Genomic DNA, 17,884 nt, shown 5'->3' on the forward strand with positions numbered 1-17,884 from the left:
CTATCCTGCCTCCTGCGACCCGAACAGTGTGAGGGCGGAGTTCACCAGTCCGAGATGGCTGAACGCCTGCGGGAAGTTGCCCAGCTGGCGGTCCGCCGCCGGGGTCGAACTCCTCGGCGAGCAGCCCCACGTCGTTGGTCACCCGCACCAGCCGTTCGGACAGCTCCCGCGCCTCCTCCGGGCGGCCGGTCAGATGCAGCGCGTCCACCAGCCAGAACGAGCAGGCCAGGAAGGCGCCCTCGCCGCCCGGCAGCCCGTCGACCACCGCGTCGTCGCCCTCGTCGGAGTCGTAGCGGCGCAGGAAGCCGACGCGCGGGCGTGCTCGCGCTGCGGCATCAGATCGGTGACGCGGACCGTGCCGTCGGGCGTGTCCCACTCGGTGTCCAGGACGAGGGTGTCGGGGCGGTAGGCGCGGCGGGTGCAGGTGCCGGAGTCGAAGCGGGGCAGGCACAGCCAGTCGATCGAGCCGTCCCTGCCGACCAGCGCCGCGGTCTGCTCGTCGCCGATGAGGGCGTAGTCCTCGATACGGGCACCGCTACGGGCGTTCACGGGTTGCGGCTTCCCGGCGGACCTGGGGGCCAATCAGGTGGTGCGCCGGGGGAGTGAAAACAACGCCGCGCGCCCGTGCCGTCAGACCGCGGCCGGTTCGCCCTCCTGCGGCTGCGGCGCCGCCGCGGCCTCCTCCTGGTCCCGGACCTCCCGGCGGAGCAGGAACCACCAGCCGACCGGGACGGCCGCCGCGAACAGCCACCACTGGATCATGTACGCGTAGTTCAGCGGGGCGTCCTCGGTACCGGGATCGGAGATCTGCTCCGGGGAGCCGCCCTTGGGCGCGGGCGCCGTCTGCTCCATGTAGCCGCCGAGCACCGGCACGCCGAGCCGGTGTGCCTCCTCGGTGCTGTTGATCAGCATGATCTGCCGGTCGGGCAGGCCCTTGAGGTTCTTGATGCCGCTGGCCGCGGTGGTCTCGTCGGCCATCAGGCGCCCGCTGATGGTGGTCCGCCCCGCGGGCGGCGCGGGGATCTTCGGGAAGGCGGTCTGGGACGCGCCCGAGGCGATCCAGCCGCGGTTGACCATCAGCACCTTGCCGTCGGTGAGGACGAACGGAGTGAGGACGTGGTAGCCGACATCGCCGTCGGCGTTGGTCCGGCGCCGGACCACCTCCGTCTTCGCGGTGTCGAAGCTGCCGGTCGCGGTGACCGTGCGGTACCTCTCGGTCCGGGTCACGGCGTGTCCGGGCGAGGACAGCCGCTCGACGGGGACCGGCTTGGCGTGCAGCGCGGAGGAGACGAGGTCGTTGCGCGCGGTGCGCTCCTCGTAGCGGTGCTTCTGCCAGAAACCCAGCTTGATCATCGTCGGGATCAACGCGATCGCGACGATGGTGAGGATGACCCACTGGAGGGACAACAGGAAGCGGTAGCGATGCACCCCACGACGGTACATCCGGGCCGCGGGGTGCATTCAGGCGGGTACCGGGTCACACCCGGTGCCGTACGTCCGCGGGCTCACACCCGGTCGACGACGCCCGTACGGCCCTCCGCGCGGGCGCAGTGCGCGCCGCAGTACCAGTGGCCCTCCACCTCCACGCCCTGCCCGATGATCTGCACCCGGCAGTGTTCGCAGATCGGGGCCATGCGGTGGATCGCGCAGGAGAAGCAGTCGAAGACATGGACCGCGCCCTGCGCGTGGACCTCGAAGGTCATCCCGTAGTCATTGCCGCAAACTTCGCATCTCGCCATGCGCCACAGGGTGAGCCGTCGGGCGGGTCCGGGCGAGCGGCCGCCGGGTGAGTCGTGCGTCAATCACCCTTTCGTACGATCACCCGTCCGTGAGGTCCGCGTCACGCCTCCGCGGCGCCGCTCTCACCCGTCCGTGGCACCGGCCTTACCCGCCCGCGGTCCTACTCGTCCGCGGGCTCGACGTCCCGCAGCAGCTGTCCGAACGCCGCCTCGTCCACGACGGGCGTGCCGAACTGCCGTGCCTTGACCGTCTTGGAGGTGCCCGAGTCGGGGTCGTTGGTCACCAGGAGGCTGGTCAGCCGGGAGATGCTGGACGCCACATGGAGCCCGCATTCGGTCGCCCGGTCCTCCAGCAGCTCCCGCTCGGTCGAGGTGTCACCGGAGAACGCCACCCGCATGCCCTGTTTGAGCGGTTTGCCGTCTTCATAGCGGCCTGGGTTGGGATAGGGGCACGCGGGCCTTTTGCGGGCGGGGCGCCAACTGCCCGCCCGGTAGCCGCCGTAGCCGCCGGAGGACTGCCGGGGCACCGGGGCGTCCGACCACTCCGTCAGCGGGCGGCACTCCAGCAGCGGCAGCCGTACGCCGCCCGCCGCCGCGGCCCGCAGGCTGGGCCGGAACGCCTCCGCGAGCACCCGCGCGTCGTCCAGCGCGTGGTGCGCCCGCTGCTGCACCACACCGAAGTGCGCGGCGAGCGACTCCAGCTTGTGGTTGGGCAGCGGCAGCCCCAGCTCCTTCGACAGCGCGATGGTGCACAGCCGCTGCCGCACCGGCGCGAGCCGCTCGGCGCGCGCGTACTCCCGCGCGATCATCTGCCAGTCGAAGACCGCGTTGTGCGCGACCAGCACCCGGCCGTCCAGGCGGGCCGCGAACTCCTCGGCGATGTCCGCGAACAGCGGCGCGCCCTCCAGCAGCTCGCTCGTCAGACCGTGTATCCACACGGGCCCCGGATCGCGCTCCGGGTTGACCAGGGTGTACCAGTGGTCCTCGACCTCGCCGCGCGCGTCCAGCCGGTAGACGGCGGCGGAGATGATCCGGTCGTGCCGGGCCAGGCCGGTGGTCTCCACGTCAACGACCGCGTATCCCCGGGGATACGCGGCCGGCCACTGGGTGGGGGAGGACACTGCGGTCGCACGGTCTTCGAGCATGGTCATTGAGGATACGGGCCACCACCGACATCTCCGCCCCGCAGGGCCCCGGTCCGGCCCGACCGGGTACCGGTCCGGAATCCGCCCGTGCCGAACGGCCCTTTCCGCCGGGCCTGTTGTCACGGGCTGGAGCGTCGCGGCGGCGCGGGCAGGCCCGCGGGTGCGATCCTCCCTGCTGTGACGGAACCCAAGCACGAGGAGAACCACGGCGGCGCGCTCGGCTCGCGGCTGAACTGGCTGCGCGCCGCCGTGCTGGGCGCGAACGACGGCATCGTCTCCACGGCCGGCCTCGTCGTCGGCGTGGCCGGGGCGACCGGGAGCCGCGCCGCCCTGCTCACCGCGGGCCTGGCCGGGCTGCTCGCCGGATCGATGTCGATGGCGGCGGGTGAGTACGTCTCCGTCTCCACCCAGCGCGACTCCGAGCTGGCCGCGCTGGCCGTGGAGAAACGGGAACTGCGCGAGCAGCCCGAGGCCGAACTGCGCGAGCTGACCGACATGCTCCGGGCGCGCGGGCTGTCCGAGGAGGTGGCCCGCGAGGCCGCCGAGCAGCTCACCGAGCGGGACGCGCTGCGCGCCCACGCCAGCGTGGAGCTGGGCATCGACCCGGACGAGCTGACCAACCCGTGGCACGCGGCCTGGGCGAGTTTCCTCGCCTTCACCGTGGGCGCCCTGCTGCCGCTGCTGGCCATCGTGCTGCCCCCGGCCGGCTGGCGGCTGCCGGTGACCGTGGTCTCCGTGCTGGCCGCGCTCGTCCTCACCGGCTGGGCCAGCGCCCGCCTCGGCGCCGCCGCCGCCCGGCGGGCGGTGCTGCGCAACGTGGGGGGCGGGGCGCTGGCGATGGCGGTCACGTACGCGGCGGGCAGCCTGCTGGGAGCGGCCGGCGTCTGACCGTCCTGCACGTCGGCCTCAAGTGGCCTGCCTGCACGACGAGATGACCGGCCCTCATGTCCGAGTGCCCCGGCCGCACGCTCAGGCGCACCGGCCGCCGAGGCGGCTCCGCCCGCCCGGAGTGCCGCTGCCTCACGCCCAGGCGGCTCGGTCCGAGCCCCAGGGCACTGGCGGGCGGGCCCAATCGGTGGGGCCGCCCGTGAAGTTCACCGGGGGCAGGGCGTGCCGCAGCCGGCCCAGGGCGCTGCCGGTCTCGGCGAGCCAGGCGTCCGGGAAGCCGTGCGCGGCACCCTCCGCCTCATGGCCCTCCGGGGTGTCGTACGGCACCCCGTCCATCAGCCAGTGCGCCGTGCGGGCCAGCGCCAGCCGGGCGGTGCGGCCCACGCCGTCGTACGACCGCTCGGTCAGCGCCCGCAGGACGGCCGCCGCCAGCAGATAGCCGGTGCCGTGGTCCAGGGCCTGCGCGGGCAGCGCGCCGGGCTCCTCCGCCGAACCCTCGATCGCCGCGATGCCGGTGGCGACCTGCACCAGGCTGTCGAAGCCGCGCCGCTCCCGCCAGGGCCCGTACGCGCCCCACGCCGACACCTGCGCCACCACCAGACCGGGGTGCCGCTCGGCCAGCGCCTCGGGGGAGAGGCCGAAGCGGTCGAGCGCGCCCGGCCGGTAGCCGGTGACCACGACGTCCGCCCCGGCCAGCAGCTCCTCCAGGGTGTCGCCTCGCGCGCCCAGGTCCAGCGTCGCGGAGCGCTTGCCGAAGTCGCTGTCGGCGTGCTGGTCGGGGAGTTCGGGCAGCCAGGGCGCGTCCACCCGCAGCACGTCCGCGCCCAGCAGGGCCAGGGTGCGGGTGGCGACCGGGCCCGCGAGCACCCGCGTCAGGTCCAGGACGCGCACCCCGGCGGCGGGCAGCAGCGTCCCGGCGGCCGGGTCGAGCGGCGGGAGCGCGCGCCCGGCGGCCGCGCCGAGCGGGGCGCGCTCCACCAGGGGGCGGGCGGCCACCTGCCCGGCCTGTTCGGTCGCCCCCCACTGGGCCGGGGTGCGCAGGGCCACCGCGAGCCCCCCGGCGGCGGTGACCGTCTCCTCGGTCCCGCACGCGGTGCGCCCGGCGAGCAGGGCGGCCACGGCCTCGGGCGCGGCGTCCGCGGGCAGGCGCAGCGCGTCGAGCAACCGGGCCCGGTGGTGCGGGTAGTTGGCGTGGGTGCGCACCCAGCCGTCGGACGTGCGCCAGAACCGTGACAGCGGCGCGAAGGAGACCGGCGCCCGCCCGTCCACCCGCAGCAGCCGCTCACTGTGGAACGCCGCCGCCACGGCGCCGTCGTCGACCCGGACTCCGGGCACCTCGCCGCGTCCGGTCCGGCGGGCGGCCAGCTCGGCGGCGGCCAGGGCGCACGCGCCGACGCAGGCACGCGCGAGCCGTCGTACGGGAAGGCGGGCCGCGAGGAGGCCGGGGCGCTCCACCGTCGTCGCCCGGGGGAGCAGAGCGGGATCGCCGCCCAGCGCGGTCCATGCGAACGCGATATCCGTCATGACTGCACTATGCATTATTGATTCGATCAACCCTCATAGTGGACCCGGTATCGCGATGCGCGTGCGTCGGCCGGGTCACGCCGTACGGGCGGATGGCCGGACCCACGCGGACCACCCGCCCGTACGGGGGCGCTCAACGGTCACCGCGGCCAGCGCGTCGGCCATGCCCCGGCCGTAGAAGCCGTTGCGGTTCGCCGGGCCCTGGCACACCGCGTCGACCTTGCCGTCGCCGTCGATGTCGTACGGGTCCGTGCACGGCGTGGCGTCGGCCTCCGCGTACAGCAGGGCCTTGACGAGAGCGGGGGAAGCGTATGGATGGGTTGACTTGATCAACGCGGCGACACCGGCCACATGCGGGGTCGCCATGGACGTCCCGGCCATGTAGCCCCATTTGCCGCCCGGCAGCGTGCCCAGGATGAGACCGCTGGTCGCCGGGGGCACAGGCGTCTGGTAGGCCGTCGAGTCACCGCCGGGCGCAGCGATGTCGACGACGCCCCGGCCGTAGTTGGAGTACGACGCCTTCAGGCCCTTCGCGCCGGTCGCCGCGACCGTCACGACACCCGGCAGCTGGGTCGGAATGTCGAAGCAGCGGTGCGGGTCGATCACCCGGTCCGACGCGGTGCCGTCGTTCGGCGACTGCGGGTCGGTGATCGAGCGGGCGGCCAGGTCGTAATTCTCGTTGCCCGCCGCCGCGATGTTTACCGTGCCCCGCCGCTCCGCGTACCGCGAGGCCCGGTCGACGGCGTCCACCAGCGCCTTCTGGTCCGGGTCGGTGGTGCAGTTGAAGTACCAGGGGTCGGTGAAATAGCTGTTGTTGGTCACGTCCACGTGATGCTCGGCCGCCCAGACGAAGCCGCAGACCACGGACTCGGCGTAGAAGTAGCTGTCCGGATTCCCCACCTTGATGCCGGCCACCTTCACGCCCGGCGCCACCCCCGTCATGCCGACACCGTTGCGCGCCGCCGCGATCTCGCCCGCCACATGCGTGCCGTGCGGGCTCTCCGAGGCGCTGGGCCGCCAGGCGCCGTCGGTCGTGTCCGGCTTGCCCGACACGCAGTTGACGGAGGCGGCGCGGTCGAAGTTGGGCGCGATGTCCGGGTGGGTGTCGTCCACGCCGGTGTCGATGACCCCGACCGTGACTTTCGGGCTGCCCAGTGTCTTCTCGTGCGCCTTGTCCGCCTTGATGGCGGGCAGGTCCCACTGGAGCGGCTCCAGCGGGTCCTGGTCCCCGGTCGCCGCCGCGCCGGCCGCGGCCGCCTGCGCGCCGCCGAGCACCTGCGGCGTGCCCAGGTCGGCGGTGGACGCGGAGGCCAGCGGGGTGTGCCGGGTGGCGCCGGCCGAGGCCACGCCGGGCACCGCGCGCATCAGCCGGGCGAAGTCCGGGTTCGCGGAGTGCGCGACGAACACGCCGATCCGGTCGTAACCGGCCACCAGCGTCCCGCCGTTGCGGCCGATCTCCCGGCGCACCGAGGCGAGCGTACGGTGGTCCGTGCGGGTGTTGACCAGGTACGACAGGGCGGGGTCGGCCGCCGCCGAGGTCGCCGCCGCTTGGGACGTCGCCGCCGTCGCCGTGGTGACGGCCGGGGCGGGCGCGGCCGAGGCCGTGGCGGGCAGGAAGCCGAACGAGGCGGCCAGCGAGAGCACGGCCGGCACGGCGAGCGCGGGCCGGCGTCCGGGGCGCAGACGAGCCATGGGTTCTCCACTTCATCCGGATGCAGGGGCTGCCCGGAACACCGACCGGTGCTCGGGCAGGTACATGACGAGTGGTGCAGGCGGAACCTAACCCGTCCTCTCTATGACCGGCAATGACTTGGCAATGACTCAATCAGATCGCTTGCGGATCGCTTGCGAAAGAACTCGTAGGACTTGAATCCGCCTGCGCGTGGCGCCGTGGACCCGGGCCGGGAGCGCTAGCACCATCGAGCCCGGCCGCCCTGCCCGACCGCACCCGCGAGGAGAACCCGTGGCCACCGAGACACCGCCCCCCGCCACCCCGAAGACCGGCCTGCCCGCCACCGAGGAGTTCGCCGAGGTGCAGCGCAGCGCGGACTTCACCGAACTGCGCCGCGCACACCGCTCGTTCGCCTTCCCGCTGACCGTCGCCTTCATCGCCTGGTACCTGCTGTACGTCCTGCTCTCCAACTACGCCGAGAACTTCATGGGCACCAGGGTCCTGGGCAACCTCAACGTCGCCCTGGTCCTCGGCCTCGCCCAGTTCCTCACCACCTTCCTCATCGCCTGGTGGTACGCCCGGCACGCCGCGGCCGTGCTCGACCCGAAGGCGCGGGCCATCAAGTCCCGCATGGAAGGCGCCGAGTCCCTCATGGAGGGCGCCAAGCCCCTTACGGAGGCCGCCGAATGAGCCCCTTGACCCGCCGCGCCCTGCTGGCCGCAGGCGAGGCGAGCGAGCACCGGACGCTGATCGTCACCCTGTTCGCCGTCTTCGTCGCCGCCACCCTCGTCATCACCGTATGGGCGGGCCGCCAGACCAAGGACGCCGCCGACTTCTACGCGGGCGGGCGCCAGTTCACCGGCTTCCAGAACGGGCTGGCCGTCTCCGGCGACTACATGTCCGCCGCGTCGTTCCTCGGCATCGCCGGCGCCATCGCCCTGTTCGGCTACGACGGCTTCCTCTACTCCATCGGCTTCCTGGTCGCCTGGCTCGTCGCGCTGCTCCTGGTCGCCGAACCACTGCGCAACAGCGGCCGCTACACGATGGGCGACGTGCTCGCCTACCGGATGCGCCAGCGCCCCGTGCGCACGGCCGCCGGCGTCTCCACCATCGTGGTGTCGATCTTCTACCTGCTCGCCCAGATGGCCGGCGCGGGTGTCCTGGTCTCCCTGCTCCTCGGCATCACCAGCGACCTGGGCAAGATCGGCATCGTCGCCCTGGTCGGCGTCCTGATGATCGTCTACGTCACCATCGGCGGCATGAAGGGCACCACCTGGGTCCAGATGGTCAAGGCGGTGCTGCTGATGACCGGCGCCGTCCTGCTGACCTTCCTGGTCCTGGTGAAGTTCCACTTCGACGTCTCCGACCTGCTCGGCCGGGCCGCCGACAACAGCGGCAAGGGCGCGTCGTTCCTGCGCCCCGGCCTGAAGTACGGCGCCACCGGCACCACCAAGCTGGACTTCCTCTCCCTCGGCCTCGCCCTGGTCCTCGGCACCGCGGGCCTGCCGCACATCCTGATCCGCTTCTACACGGTGCCCACCGCCAAGGCCGCCCGACAGTCGGTGATCTGGGCCATCGGCCTGATCGGCGTCTTCTACCTGATGACCCTCGCCCTCGGCTTCGGCGCCGCCGCGCTGATCAAACCCGACGAGATCACCGCCTCCAACAAGGCGGGCAACACCGCCGCCCCGCTCCTCGCCCTGCACCTCGGCGGGACCGACTCCACCTGGGGCGCCGTCCTGCTCGCCACCATCTCCGCCGTCGCCTTCGCCACCATCCTCGCCGTCGTCGCCGGCCTCACCCTCGCCTCGTCCTCCTCCTTCGCGCACGACATCTACGCGAACGTCATCAAGAAGGGACGCGCCACCGAGCGGCAGGAACTGGGCGCGGCCCGCTGGGCGAGCGTCGGCATCGGCGCGGTCTCCATCGTCCTCGGCGCCCTGGCCCGCGACCTCAACGTGGCGGGATTGGTGGCGCTCGCCTTCGCCGTCGCCGCCTCCGCGAACCTGCCGACCATCCTCTACAGCCTCTTCTGGAAGCGCTTCACCACCGCCGGCGCCCTGTGGTCGATCTACGGCGGCCTGGTCACCGCGGTCGGCCTCGTGCTGTTCTCCCCGGTGGTCTCCGGCAGCCCGGCCTCGATGTTCCCCGGCACCGACTTCCACTGGTTCCCGCTGGAGAACCCCGGCATCGTCTCCATCCCCGTCGGATTCCTGCTCGGCGCCCTGGGCACCCTGCTGTCGAAGGAGGTGCCGGACGCCGGCAAGTACGCGGAACTGGAGGTGCGCTCCCTGACCGGGACCGGCGCGCACTGACCCGCGTACGACCGTCGTACGGCGGCCGCGGCCTGTACGGTCCTACGACGCGGCCGCCGGACACCTCGTTCGATCGGGCCGGTGCCGCTGTCAGTGGCGTCACGTAGGCTCGCAGATGACAGGGAAAACATCACCGATGGACGAGGGAGGGGGCCCACGTGCTCATCGACACGTACGGCCGCGTGGCCACCGACCTGAGGGTCTCGCTGACCGACCGGTGCAATCTGCGCTGCACGTACTGCATGCCCGAGGAGGGCTTGCAGTGGCTGGCCAAGCCCGACCTGCTCAGTGACGACGAGATCGTCCGCCTCATCGACATCGCGGTGCGCCTGCTCGGCGTCGAGGAGGTCCGCTTCACCGGCGGCGAACCCCTGCTGCGCCCCGGCCTGGTCGGCATCGTCGAGCGCGTCGCGGCCCTCGCCCCGCGCCCCCGGATGTCCCTCACCACCAACGGCATCGGCCTCGGCCGCACCGCCGCCGCCCTGAAGACGGCGGGCCTGGACCGGGTCAACGTCTCCCTGGACACCCTGCGCCCCGATGCCTTCAAGACCCTCACTCGCCGCGACCGCCACAAGGACGTCCTCGAAGGACTCCTCGCCGCCCGCGCGGCCGGCCTCACCCCCGTCAAGGTCAACACCGTGCTGATGCCGGGGCTCAATGAGGACGAGGCCCCCGACCTGCTGGCCTGGGCCATCGCACACGACTACGAGCTGCGGTTCATCGAGCAGATGCCCCTGGACGCCCAGCACGGCTGGAAGCGCGAAGGCATGGTCACCGCGGGCGACATCCTCGCCTCCCTGCGCACCCGCTTCGACCTCACCCCCGAGGACGCGGGCGAGCGCGGCTCGGCCCCGGCGGAGCGCTGGCTGGTGGACGGCGGCCCGTACCGGGTCGGGGTGATCGCCTCGGTCACCCGCCCGTTCTGCGCGGCCTGCGACCGCACCCGGCTGACCGCCGACGGCCAGATACGCACCTGTCTGTTCGCCACCGAGGAGACCGACCTGCGCGGCGCCCTGCGCTCCGGCGCGCCCGACGACGAGATCGCCCGCCTGTGGCGCCTGGCGATGTGGGGCAAGAAGGCGGGCGCGGGCCTGGACGACCCGTCCTTCGTCCAGCCGGACCGCCCGATGTCGGCGATCGGCGGCTGAGCGCGGCGGCAACGGGGACGGCGACGGGGGCGGCATCGGGACCGGTGCCCAGGCCGCCCGTGGGCGTCAACTCCCGCTCTGCCGCTCCCACTCGTCGAGCCGCACGACGTCCTTCAGGAACCCCCGTACACCCAGGAACGTCGACAGATGCTCGCGGTGCTCCTCGCAGGCGAGCCAGGTCTTGCGCCGCTCCGGCGTGTGGATCTTCGGATTGTTCCAGGCCAGCACCCACACGGCGGCGGTGCGGCAGCCCTTGGCGGAGCAGATGGGGGTTTCGTCACTCACTGATTCGTCTCACCAGATCGGGTGCAGAACGAGGCGACGCCGAGCAGCCACGGGGGGAGCTGCCCGGCGTCGGTCCGTCGCTCCGACGGGGGATGCGGAGCGCTTATGCAGTATGTCACGGCAGACCCGTCGCCCGGCACCGGAACTGCGTGATTGATTCTGAGCTTTTCTTGAGCATCCGGTGTGACCGGCGTCCGCTGCCTTTGCGTCAGCCCTGATCACGCGGGGGCTGCTCATCCTCGCCGCGCGGCGGCCCGATCACCGGGCGCATGGGCGCGGTGACGAACGTCGAGGGCAGGGAGGGCGGCCGCTCACGGCCCGCGTTCGCGATCACCACGGCGATATAGGGCAGGATCGCCCCGGCCACCAACGCCACGATGGCGAAGGGCCGTTCGACATTCCACAAGGTGGCCGCGAGGATCACCGCGACCGTACGGATCCCCATCGAGATGACGTACCGCCGCTGCCGGCCGCGCACGTCCTCGGCGAGACCGGTCCGGGCGCCGGTGATCCGGAACACCTGGCCGCCGTCGCCGTGCTGCTTCCGCATCGCCTTCACGGGTCTTACGGTACGCCGCGTCCGCCCGGCCGACGAGACCGGGTCGCCCGCTGCCTGCGGCAACGCCCTCTGCCGTGCGGCGGAACCCGACATGCGCGCCGGGAGGCCCCGGCCGACACTGACGTAAAGCTCACGTCGATCCGGACGAGGAGGCAGCCATGGGCTGGTTGTGGGCGATCATCGTGGGATTCGTGCTGGGCGTGATCGCCAAGGCGGTCATCCCTGGCAGGCAGCACAGCCCCCTCTGGCTGACCACCCTCTGCGGCATGCTGGGCGCCATCGCGGGCAACGCGATCGCCGCCGCGCTCCACGTCCGCGAAACCCGAGGCATCGACTGGAGCCGCCACATCTTCCAGCTGGTGGCCGCGATCATCATCGTCGCCGTGGTCGACTCGCTCTACATGGCGACGCTGGGCAAGAGGAAACGCCAGCGGGTCTGAGTACTCAACGGGTCCGGGTACCGCGGTCGCGGGGCGCCCCGGTGGGCGCCCCGCACCGCACTATCCGGCGACAACCTCCACGGCCGCCAGATTCCGCTTCCCGCGCCGCAGCACCAGCCACCGCCCGTCCAGCAGGTCCTCCGGCGAGGCCACCGCCTCCTCGGAGGCCACCTTGACGTTGTTCACGTAGGCGCCCCCCTCCTTCACGGTCCTGCGCGCCGCGGACTTGCTCGCGACCAGCCCCACCTCGGCGAACAGATCCACCACGGACCCCAGCTCGGCGACCTGGATGTGCGGCACCTCGGACAGCGCCGACGCCAGCGTCCTGCCGTCCAGCTCCGCCAGCTCACCCTGCCCGAACAGCGCCTTCGACGCGGCGATCACCGCGGCCGTCTGCCCGGCTCCGTGCACCAGCGTGGTCAGCTCCTCGGCCAGCGCCCGCTGCGCCGCCCGCGCCTGCGGACGCTCCTCGGTCAGCCGCTCCAGCTCCTCGATCTCCTCGCGGGACTTGAAGCTGAAGATGCGCAGGAACTTGGCGACATCACGGTCGTCCGCGTTGATCCAGAACTGGTAGAACGCGTACGGCGTGGTCATCTCGGGGTCGAGCCAGACCGTGCCGGACTCGGTCTTGCCGAACTTCGTGCCGTCCGCCTTGGTGATCAGCGGGGTGCCCAGCGCGTGCACCACGGCGTCCGGCTCGACCCGGTGGATCAGGTCGGTCCCCGAGGTGAGGTTGCCCCACTGGTCGCTGCCGCCGGTCTGGAGCGTGCAGCCGTACCGCCGGTACAGCTCCAGGAAGTCCATGCCCTGGAGGATCTGGTAGCTGAACTCGGTGTAGCTGATGCCCGCGTCGGAGTTGAGCCGCCGGGAGACGGCCTCCTTGGCGATCATCTTGTTGACCCGGAAGTGCTTGCCGATGTCCCGCAGGAACTCGATGGCCGACAGGCCCTGGGTCCAGTCCAGGTTGTTGACCATCACCGCGGCGTTCGGTCCCTCGAAGTCCAGCAGCGGCGCGATCTGGCCGCGGAGCCGCTCGACCCACTCGGCGACGATCTCCGGCGCGTTCAGCGTGCGCTCGGCCGTCGGCTTGGGGTCGCCGATCAGGCCCGTCGCGCCCCCGACCAGGCCCAGCGGGCGGTGGCCCGCCTGCTGGATGCGGCGCATCGTCAGGATCTGCACGAGGTTGCCGAGGTGCAGGCTGGGCGCGGTCGGGTCGAAGCCGCAATAGAACGTGACGGGACCGTCCGCGAACGCCTTGCGCAATGCGTCCTCGTCCGTGGAGAGGGCGATGAGCCCGCGCCACTTCAGTTCGTCGACGATGTCCGTCACGGTTCTCGTGTCTCCTTGAAAATCCCCGGCGGTCGGGTGACAGCCGACTACGAGGTTATACGCCCTGACTGACAGAACTCATGTTGAAATCGGGGACCCGCAGCGGCGGCATCGCGGCCCTGGTGAACCAGTCGCCCCATTCGCGCGGCAGCGTCTTCTCCGTGCGGCCCGCCTCGATCGTGCGCCGCAGCAGCTCCACCGGCGACTCGTTGAACCGGAAGTTGTTCACCTGCCCGGTCACCTCGCCGCCCTCCACCAGGTAGACACCGTCGCGGGTCAGCCCGGTGAGCAGCAGCGTCGCCGGATCGACCTCGCGGATGTACCACAGGCACGTCAGGAGCAGCCCGCGCTCGGTGTCGGCGACCATCTCGTCCAGGGAGCGGTTGCCGCCGTCCAGGATCAGGTTGTCCGCGGCCGGGGTGACCGGCAGCCCGGTCAGGGCGGCGCTGTGCCGGGTCGTGGTCAGGTTCCGCAGCGTGCCCCGCTCGATCCAGTCGGTGGCCGGCGCCGCGAGCCCGTTGTCGAACACCGACCGGTCGCCGTTCGAGGAGTGGGCGATCACGAAGGGCGCGCACTCCAGGCCCGGCTCGTCCGGGTCACTGCGCAGGGTCAGCGGCAGCTCGGAGAGCCGCTCGCCGATCCGGGTGCCGCCGCCGGGCCGGGAGAAGACCGTACGGCCCTCCGCCGCGTCCCTGCCCGAGGCCGACCACAGCTGGTAGATGAGCAGGTCCGCCACCGCGGTCGGCGGCAGCAGCGTCTCGTAGCGGCCCGCGGGCAGCTCCACGCGCCGCTTCGCCCAGCCCAGGCGCACGGCCAGCTCGGCGTCCAGGGCGGCCGGGTCGACGTCCTTGAAGTCCCGCGTGGCACGCCCGGCCCAGGCGGAGCGGGTGCGGTCCGGCGACTTGGCGTTCAGCTCCAGCGTGCCCGTCGGCTGATCGTGCCGCAGCCGCAGCCCGGTGGAGCTGCCCAGGTAGGTCGAGACCATCTCGTGGTTGGCGAAGCCGTACAGCTCCCGGCCGCCGGCCCGCGCGCGGGCGAAGGCCTCGCCGAGCGCCGGGGCGAAGTCGGCGAACACCGCGGAGGAGGTCTCGGCGGGCGCGTCCGTGAAGTCGGGCGCCGCGGGCACGCCCGCGACCAGCGGCCGCGCGTCCTCGGCCGGACCCGCCCCGCGCGCGGCCTCCTCGGCGGCCCGCACCAGCGGCTCCAGCTCGTCCGTCGTCACCGCCGACCGGGACACCACCCCGGAGGCGGTGCCCTGCCGCCCGTCCACGGTCGCGATCACCGTGAGGCTACGGCCCCGCGTCACCCCGTTCGTGGTGAGCGCGTTGCCCGCCCAGCGCAGGTTGGCGGTGGAGGTCTCGTCGGCGATGACGACACACCCGTCCGTGCGGGACAGCGCGAGCGCCTGCTCGACGATCTCGTGCGGCTTGTTCGTTCGCGCGCTCATCGACCCGCCTCCTGCGTGGTGTTGAGAATGTTTACGCCCCGGAAGAGGGCAGAGGGGCAACCGTGGGAGACCGCGGCCACCTGCCCCGGCTGGGCCTTGCCGCAGTTGAACGCGCCGCCCAGGACGTACGTCCCCGGCCCGCCGACCGCCGCCATCGAACCCCAGAAGTCGGTCGTCGTGGCCTGGTAGGCGACGTCCTTGAGCTGCCCGGCGAGCCGCCCGTTCTCGATCCGGAAGAAGCGCTGCCCGGTGAACTGGAAGTTGTAGCGCTGCATGTCGATCGACCACGAGCGGTCCCCGACCACGTAGATGCCCCGCTCCACGCCCCCGATCAGATCCTCGGTGGACATCCCCGCGGGGTCCGGCAGCAGCGACACGTTGGCCATGCGCTGCACCGGCACATGGGCGGGCGAGTCGGCGTACGCGCACCCGTTGGAGCGCTCGAACCCGGTCAGCCGGGCGATCCTGCGGTCCAGTTGGTAGCCGACCAGGGTGCCGTCCTTCACCAGGTCCCAGGACTGCGCCTCGACGCCCTCGTCGTCGTACCCGATGGTGGCCAGGCCGTGCTCGGCGGTGCGGTCGCCGGTGACGTTCATCAGCTCGGAGCCGTACCTGAGCTTGCCCAGCTGGTCGAAGGTGGCGAACGAGGTACCGGCGTACGCCGCCTCGTAGCCGAGCGCACGGTCCAGCTCGGTGGCGTGCCCGATGGACTCGTGGATGGTAAGCCACAGGTTGGACGGGTCGACCACCAGGTCGTACAGGCCCGGCTCCACGCTCGGCGCCCGCATCTTCTCGGCCAGCAGCTCGGGGATCCGCGCCAGCTCGTCGTCCCAGTCCCAGCCGGTCCCGGTCAGGTACTCCCAGCCGCGCCCGGCCGGCGGCGCCAGCGTCCGCATGGAGTCGAACTCCCCGCTGGACTCGTCCACCGCCACCGCGGTCAGCTCGGGATGCAGCCGCACCCGCTGCTGGGTCGTGACGGTCCCGGCCGTATCGGCGTAGAACTTGTTCTCGTGCACGGTGAGCAGCGAGGCGTCCACATGGCTCACCCCGTCCGCCGCCAGCAGCCGCGCGCTCCAGTCCGCGAGCAGCGCCGCCTTCTCCTCGGCGGGCACGGTGAACGGATCGATCTCGTACGACGACACCCACGTCCTGTCGGCGTGCACCGGCTCGTCGGCCAGCTCCACCCGCTCGTCGGACCCCGCGGCACGGATCACCTGCGCCGACAGCTTCGCCATCGCCACCGCCTGCGAGGCCACCCGCGCCGCCGCGTCCAGCGTCAGATCGACCCCGGAGGCGAAGCCCCACGTACCGCCGTGCACGACCCGGACCGCGTACCCGAGGTCGGTGGTGTCCGAGGACCCCGCGGGCCGGGCGTCGCGCAACCGCAGTGCCGCGCTGCGCACCCGCTCGAACCGGAAGTCCGCGTGCTCCGCCCCGAGCGACCGCGCGCGGGCGAGCGCGGCGTCGGCGAGGGACCTGAGCGGAAGCGCCGTGAAGGCTTCGTCGATGGAATGAGGCACGGAGGTCTCCCTGCTGTCGTGGCCTGTGGGCTCCGATCATGGCCTGCGGGCGGCCCCGCGGACCACACCCCTTCCGGACCGGGGCCCCGCGGTTCTGTAGGGACCCGACAGTGACGGTCCCGCGCCACTGTCGGTGCCCGAATGCCCACGGACGCGGCCGTACCGATAGGTTTTCGATGAAGCCGCCTGTCATCCAGGTGTTCGGGCGGGTTGTCGGACCTCTAGCAGACCGCTATCGAAAGGGTGATCCGTTGAGCCGCTCGGTTCTCGTCACCGGAGGAAACCGGGGCATCGGCCTCGCCATCGCCCGCGTTTTCGCCGACGCCGGCGACAAGGTCGCGATCACGTACCGCTCGGGTGAGCCGCCGGCCGGCTTCCTGGCCGTCAAGTGCGACATCACCGACCCCGAGCAGGTGGAGCAGGCCTACAAGGAGATCGAGGACCGGCACGGTCCCGTCGAGGTGCTGGTCGCCAATGCCGGCATCACCAAGGACCAGCTCCTGATGCGCATGTCCGAGGAGGACTTCACCTCGGTCATCGACACCAACCTCACCGGCACCTTCCGCGTCGTCAAGCGCGCCAACCGCGGCATGCTGCGCGCCAAGAAGGGCCGTGTCGTCCTGATCTCCTCCGTGGTCGGCCTGCTCGGCTCGGCGGGGCAGGCGAACTACGCCGCCTCCAAGGCCGCCCTGGTGGGCTTCGCGCGCTCGCTCGCCCGTGAGCTGGGCTCGCGCAACATCACCTTCAACGTCGTCGCACCCGGTTTCGTCGACACCGACATGACCAAGGTGCTCAGCGACGAGCAGCGCCAGGGCATCATGTCGCAGGTGCCGCTCGGCCGTTACGCGCAGCCGGAGGAGATCGCCGCGGCGGTCCGGTTCCTCGCGTCGGACGACGCCTCGTACATCACTGGAGCCGTCATCCCCGTTGACGGCGGACTGGGAATGGGTCACTGATCACCATGAGTGGAATCCTCGAGGGCAAGCGCATCCTGATCACCGGTGTGCTGATGGAGTCCTCCATCGCCTTCCACGCCGCGAAGCAGGCCCAGGAGCAGGGTGCCGAGATCATCCTGACCGCCTTCCCGCGGCCCACCCTGACCGAGCGCATCGCCAAGAAGCTGCCGAAGCCGGCGAAGGTCATCGAGCTGGACGTGACCAACGAGGAGCACCTCGCCCGCCTGGCCGACCTGGTCGGCGAGGAGCTGGGCGGCCTCGACGGCGTCGTGCACTCCATCGGCTTCGCCCCGCAGGACGCGCTCGGCGGCAACTTCCTGAACACGCCGTTCGAGTCCGTGGCCACCGCCATGCACGTCTCGGCGTTCTCCCTGAAGTCGCTCACCATGGCCTGCCTGCCGCTGATGCAGAACGGCGGCTCGGTCGTCGGCCTCACCTTCGACGCCCAGTTCGCCTGGCCGCAGTACGACTGGATGGGCCCGGCCAAGGCCGCCCTGGAGGCGACCAACCGCTACATGGCGCGCGACCTGGGCAAGCAGAACATCCGCTGCAACCTCATCTCCGCGGGCCCGATCGGCTCCATGGCCGCCAAGTCCATCCCGGGCTTCAGCGACCTGGCCGCCGTCTGGGACAGCCGCTCCCCGCTGGAGTGGGACCTGAAGGACCCGGAGCCGGCCGGCAAGGGCGTCGTCGCCCTGCTCAGCGACTGGTTCCCGAAGACCACCGGCGAGATCATCCACGTGGACGGCGGTCTGCACGCCATCGGCGCCTGAGCACTCACACCCGGCTGAAACCCGCCGCACGGCAACACGGCAAGGCCCGCATCCCGCACACGGGGGCGCGGGCCTTCGCCGTACCGGCGCCCCGCCGTGCTGCCCGGCGCCCTCACCCGTTCGGCTCACCGGCCGGGCGGGCCG

The 17,884-nt window shown here is 72.0% G+C and carries 18 protein-coding genes and 1 pseudogene; 7 read left to right on the top strand and 12 right to left on the bottom strand.

Features of this window, described 5'->3' with window-relative positions:
- The 5 genes and pseudogenes from ACE4Q9_RS25770 to ACE4Q9_RS25790 form a co-directional block, all read right to left on the bottom strand.
- Positions 1–307, bottom strand: a pseudogene (locus tag ACE4Q9_RS25770) (glycoside hydrolase family 15 protein); the annotation flags it as partial.
- Positions 190–549: a hypothetical protein gene (locus tag ACE4Q9_RS25775; RefSeq protein WP_397987357.1), complete on the bottom strand. Its 360-nt coding sequence runs from the start codon at positions 547–549 to the stop codon at positions 190–192. The gene ACE4Q9_RS25775 and the pseudogene ACE4Q9_RS25770, both read right to left, overlap by 118 nt.
- Before the next feature lie 81 nt (positions 550–630).
- Positions 631–1,461: an SURF1 family protein gene (locus ACE4Q9_RS25780; protein ID WP_397986610.1), complete on the bottom strand. Its 831-nt coding sequence runs from the start codon at positions 1,459–1,461 to the stop codon at positions 631–633.
- Positions 1,462–1,505: 44 nt separating this feature from the next.
- Positions 1,506–1,739, bottom strand: coding sequence for a hypothetical protein (locus ACE4Q9_RS25785; RefSeq protein WP_020939201.1), 234 nt, complete (start codon positions 1,737–1,739; stop codon positions 1,506–1,508).
- A 161-nt stretch (positions 1,740–1,900) separates the two neighbouring features.
- Entirely contained in the window at positions 1,901–2,884 is a 984-nt protein-coding gene (locus tag ACE4Q9_RS25790; RefSeq protein ID WP_397986611.1) for a DEDDh family exonuclease, read from the bottom strand.
- Positions 2,885–3,061: 177 nt separating this feature from the next.
- Here ACE4Q9_RS25790 and ACE4Q9_RS25795 point away from each other — a divergent pair, with 177 nt between their 5' ends.
- Positions 3,062–3,772 (top strand): VIT family protein, encoded by a 711-nt coding sequence (locus tag ACE4Q9_RS25795; RefSeq protein WP_397986612.1) that lies wholly within the window; start codon positions 3,062–3,064, stop codon positions 3,770–3,772.
- Between the two features lie 132 nt (positions 3,773–3,904).
- Here the strand turns inward: ACE4Q9_RS25795 and ACE4Q9_RS25800 are convergent, their stop codons facing one another.
- Both ACE4Q9_RS25800 and ACE4Q9_RS25805 read right to left on the bottom strand, forming a co-directional pair.
- Positions 3,905–5,296 (bottom strand): CoA transferase, encoded by a 1,392-nt coding sequence (locus tag ACE4Q9_RS25800; protein ID WP_397986613.1) that lies wholly within the window; start codon positions 5,294–5,296, stop codon positions 3,905–3,907.
- Between the two features lie 75 nt (positions 5,297–5,371).
- The gene (locus ACE4Q9_RS25805; protein ID WP_397986614.1) at positions 5,372–6,988 is read right to left on the bottom strand and encodes a S8 family peptidase; all 1,617 of its coding nucleotides are present in this window, start codon (positions 6,986–6,988) and stop codon (positions 5,372–5,374) included.
- A 271-nt stretch (positions 6,989–7,259) separates the two neighbouring features.
- Between ACE4Q9_RS25805 and ACE4Q9_RS25810 the strand changes: the two genes are divergently transcribed.
- From ACE4Q9_RS25810 to moaA, 3 genes are all read left to right on the top strand, one after another.
- Positions 7,260–7,658, top strand: coding sequence for a DUF485 domain-containing protein (locus tag ACE4Q9_RS25810; RefSeq protein WP_397986615.1), 399 nt, complete (start codon positions 7,260–7,262; stop codon positions 7,656–7,658).
- Positions 7,655–9,283 carry a cation acetate symporter gene (locus tag ACE4Q9_RS25815; RefSeq protein WP_397986616.1) on the top strand — a complete coding sequence of 543 codons (1,629 nt, stop codon included), beginning with the start codon at positions 7,655–7,657 and terminating at the stop codon, positions 9,281–9,283. The genes ACE4Q9_RS25810 and ACE4Q9_RS25815 overlap by 4 nt, the downstream gene beginning before the upstream one ends.
- 158 nt (positions 9,284–9,441) lie before the next feature.
- Complete coding sequence (gene moaA, locus ACE4Q9_RS25820) at positions 9,442–10,431, top strand: GTP 3',8-cyclase MoaA (protein WP_397986617.1); 990 nt, start codon at positions 9,442–9,444, stop codon at positions 10,429–10,431.
- A gap of 66 nt (positions 10,432–10,497) precedes the next feature.
- On the opposite strand, the gene ACE4Q9_RS25825 is transcribed toward moaA, so the two are convergent.
- A complete protein-coding gene (locus ACE4Q9_RS25825; RefSeq protein WP_397986618.1) occupies positions 10,498–10,716 on the bottom strand; it encodes a hypothetical protein in 219 nt (72 codons plus the stop codon).
- Positions 10,717–10,924: 208 nt separating this feature from the next.
- Complete coding sequence (locus ACE4Q9_RS25830; RefSeq protein WP_397987329.1) at positions 10,925–11,266, bottom strand: DUF3099 domain-containing protein; 342 nt, start codon at positions 11,264–11,266, stop codon at positions 10,925–10,927.
- A gap of 167 nt (positions 11,267–11,433) precedes the next feature.
- Here ACE4Q9_RS25830 and ACE4Q9_RS25835 point away from each other — a divergent pair, with 167 nt between their 5' ends.
- Complete coding sequence (locus tag ACE4Q9_RS25835; protein ID WP_397986619.1) at positions 11,434–11,715, top strand: GlsB/YeaQ/YmgE family stress response membrane protein; 282 nt, start codon at positions 11,434–11,436, stop codon at positions 11,713–11,715.
- Between the two features lie 60 nt (positions 11,716–11,775).
- Here the strand turns inward: ACE4Q9_RS25835 and tyrS are convergent, their stop codons facing one another.
- From tyrS to ACE4Q9_RS25850, 3 genes are read right to left on the bottom strand one after another with little or no spacing between them, the layout of a single operon-like run.
- Positions 11,776–13,044 (bottom strand): tyrosine--tRNA ligase, encoded by a 1,269-nt coding sequence (gene tyrS, locus ACE4Q9_RS25840; RefSeq protein WP_397986620.1) that lies wholly within the window; start codon positions 13,042–13,044, stop codon positions 11,776–11,778.
- A gap of 55 nt (positions 13,045–13,099) precedes the next feature.
- Complete coding sequence (locus ACE4Q9_RS25845) at positions 13,100–14,491, bottom strand: metallopeptidase TldD-related protein (RefSeq protein ID WP_397986621.1); 1,392 nt, start codon at positions 14,489–14,491, stop codon at positions 13,100–13,102.
- Positions 14,488–16,011 (bottom strand): TldD/PmbA family protein, encoded by a 1,524-nt coding sequence (locus ACE4Q9_RS25850; protein ID WP_397986622.1) that lies wholly within the window; start codon positions 16,009–16,011, stop codon positions 14,488–14,490. Before ACE4Q9_RS25850 ends, ACE4Q9_RS25845 begins: the two co-directional genes overlap by 4 nt.
- 251 nt (positions 16,012–16,262) lie before the next feature.
- Here ACE4Q9_RS25850 and fabG point away from each other — a divergent pair, with 251 nt between their 5' ends.
- Complete coding sequence (fabG, locus tag ACE4Q9_RS25855) at positions 16,263–16,967, top strand: 3-oxoacyl-[acyl-carrier-protein] reductase (protein ID WP_397986623.1); 705 nt, start codon at positions 16,263–16,265, stop codon at positions 16,965–16,967.
- A gap of 5 nt (positions 16,968–16,972) precedes the next feature.
- Complete coding sequence (fabI, locus tag ACE4Q9_RS25860) at positions 16,973–17,740, top strand: enoyl-ACP reductase FabI (RefSeq protein ID WP_397986624.1); 768 nt, start codon at positions 16,973–16,975, stop codon at positions 17,738–17,740.
- The last annotated feature ends 144 nt before the right edge of the window (positions 17,741–17,884 follow it).

Origin of the sequence: Streptomyces sp. AM6-12 (assembly GCF_044327085.1) — a bacterium.
GTDB lineage: Bacteria > Actinomycetota > Actinomycetes > Streptomycetales > Streptomycetaceae > Streptomyces.

Bases quoted from the DNA above. Each gene is read 5' to 3' on its own strand.
- ACE4Q9_RS25780 (WP_397986610.1), bottom strand. From the start codon at position 1,461: ATGCACCCCGCGGCCCGGATGTACCGTCGTGGGGTGCATCGCTACCGC.
- ACE4Q9_RS25785 (WP_020939201.1), bottom strand. From the start codon at position 1,739: ATGGCGAGATGCGAAGTTTGCGGCAATGACTACGGGATGACCTTCGAG.
- ACE4Q9_RS25790 (WP_397986611.1), bottom strand. From the start codon at position 2,884: ATGCTCGAAGACCGTGCGACCGCAGTGTCCTCCCCCACCCAGTGGCCG.
- ACE4Q9_RS25800 (WP_397986613.1), bottom strand. From the start codon at position 5,296: ATGACGGATATCGCGTTCGCATGGACCGCGCTGGGCGGCGATCCCGCT.
- ACE4Q9_RS25805 (WP_397986614.1), bottom strand. From the start codon at position 6,988: ATGGCTCGTCTGCGCCCCGGACGCCGGCCCGCGCTCGCCGTGCCGGCC.
- ACE4Q9_RS25815 (WP_397986616.1), top strand. From the start codon at position 7,655: ATGAGCCCCTTGACCCGCCGCGCCCTGCTGGCCGCAGGCGAGGCGAGC.
- ACE4Q9_RS25830 (WP_397987329.1), bottom strand. From the start codon at position 11,266: ATGCGGAAGCAGCACGGCGACGGCGGCCAGGTGTTCCGGATCACCGGC.
- ACE4Q9_RS25835 (WP_397986619.1), top strand. From the start codon at position 11,434: ATGGGCTGGTTGTGGGCGATCATCGTGGGATTCGTGCTGGGCGTGATC.
- ACE4Q9_RS25845 (WP_397986621.1), bottom strand. From the start codon at position 14,491: ATGAGCGCGCGAACGAACAAGCCGCACGAGATCGTCGAGCAGGCGCTC.
- fabI (WP_397986624.1), top strand. From the start codon at position 16,973: ATGAGTGGAATCCTCGAGGGCAAGCGCATCCTGATCACCGGTGTGCTG.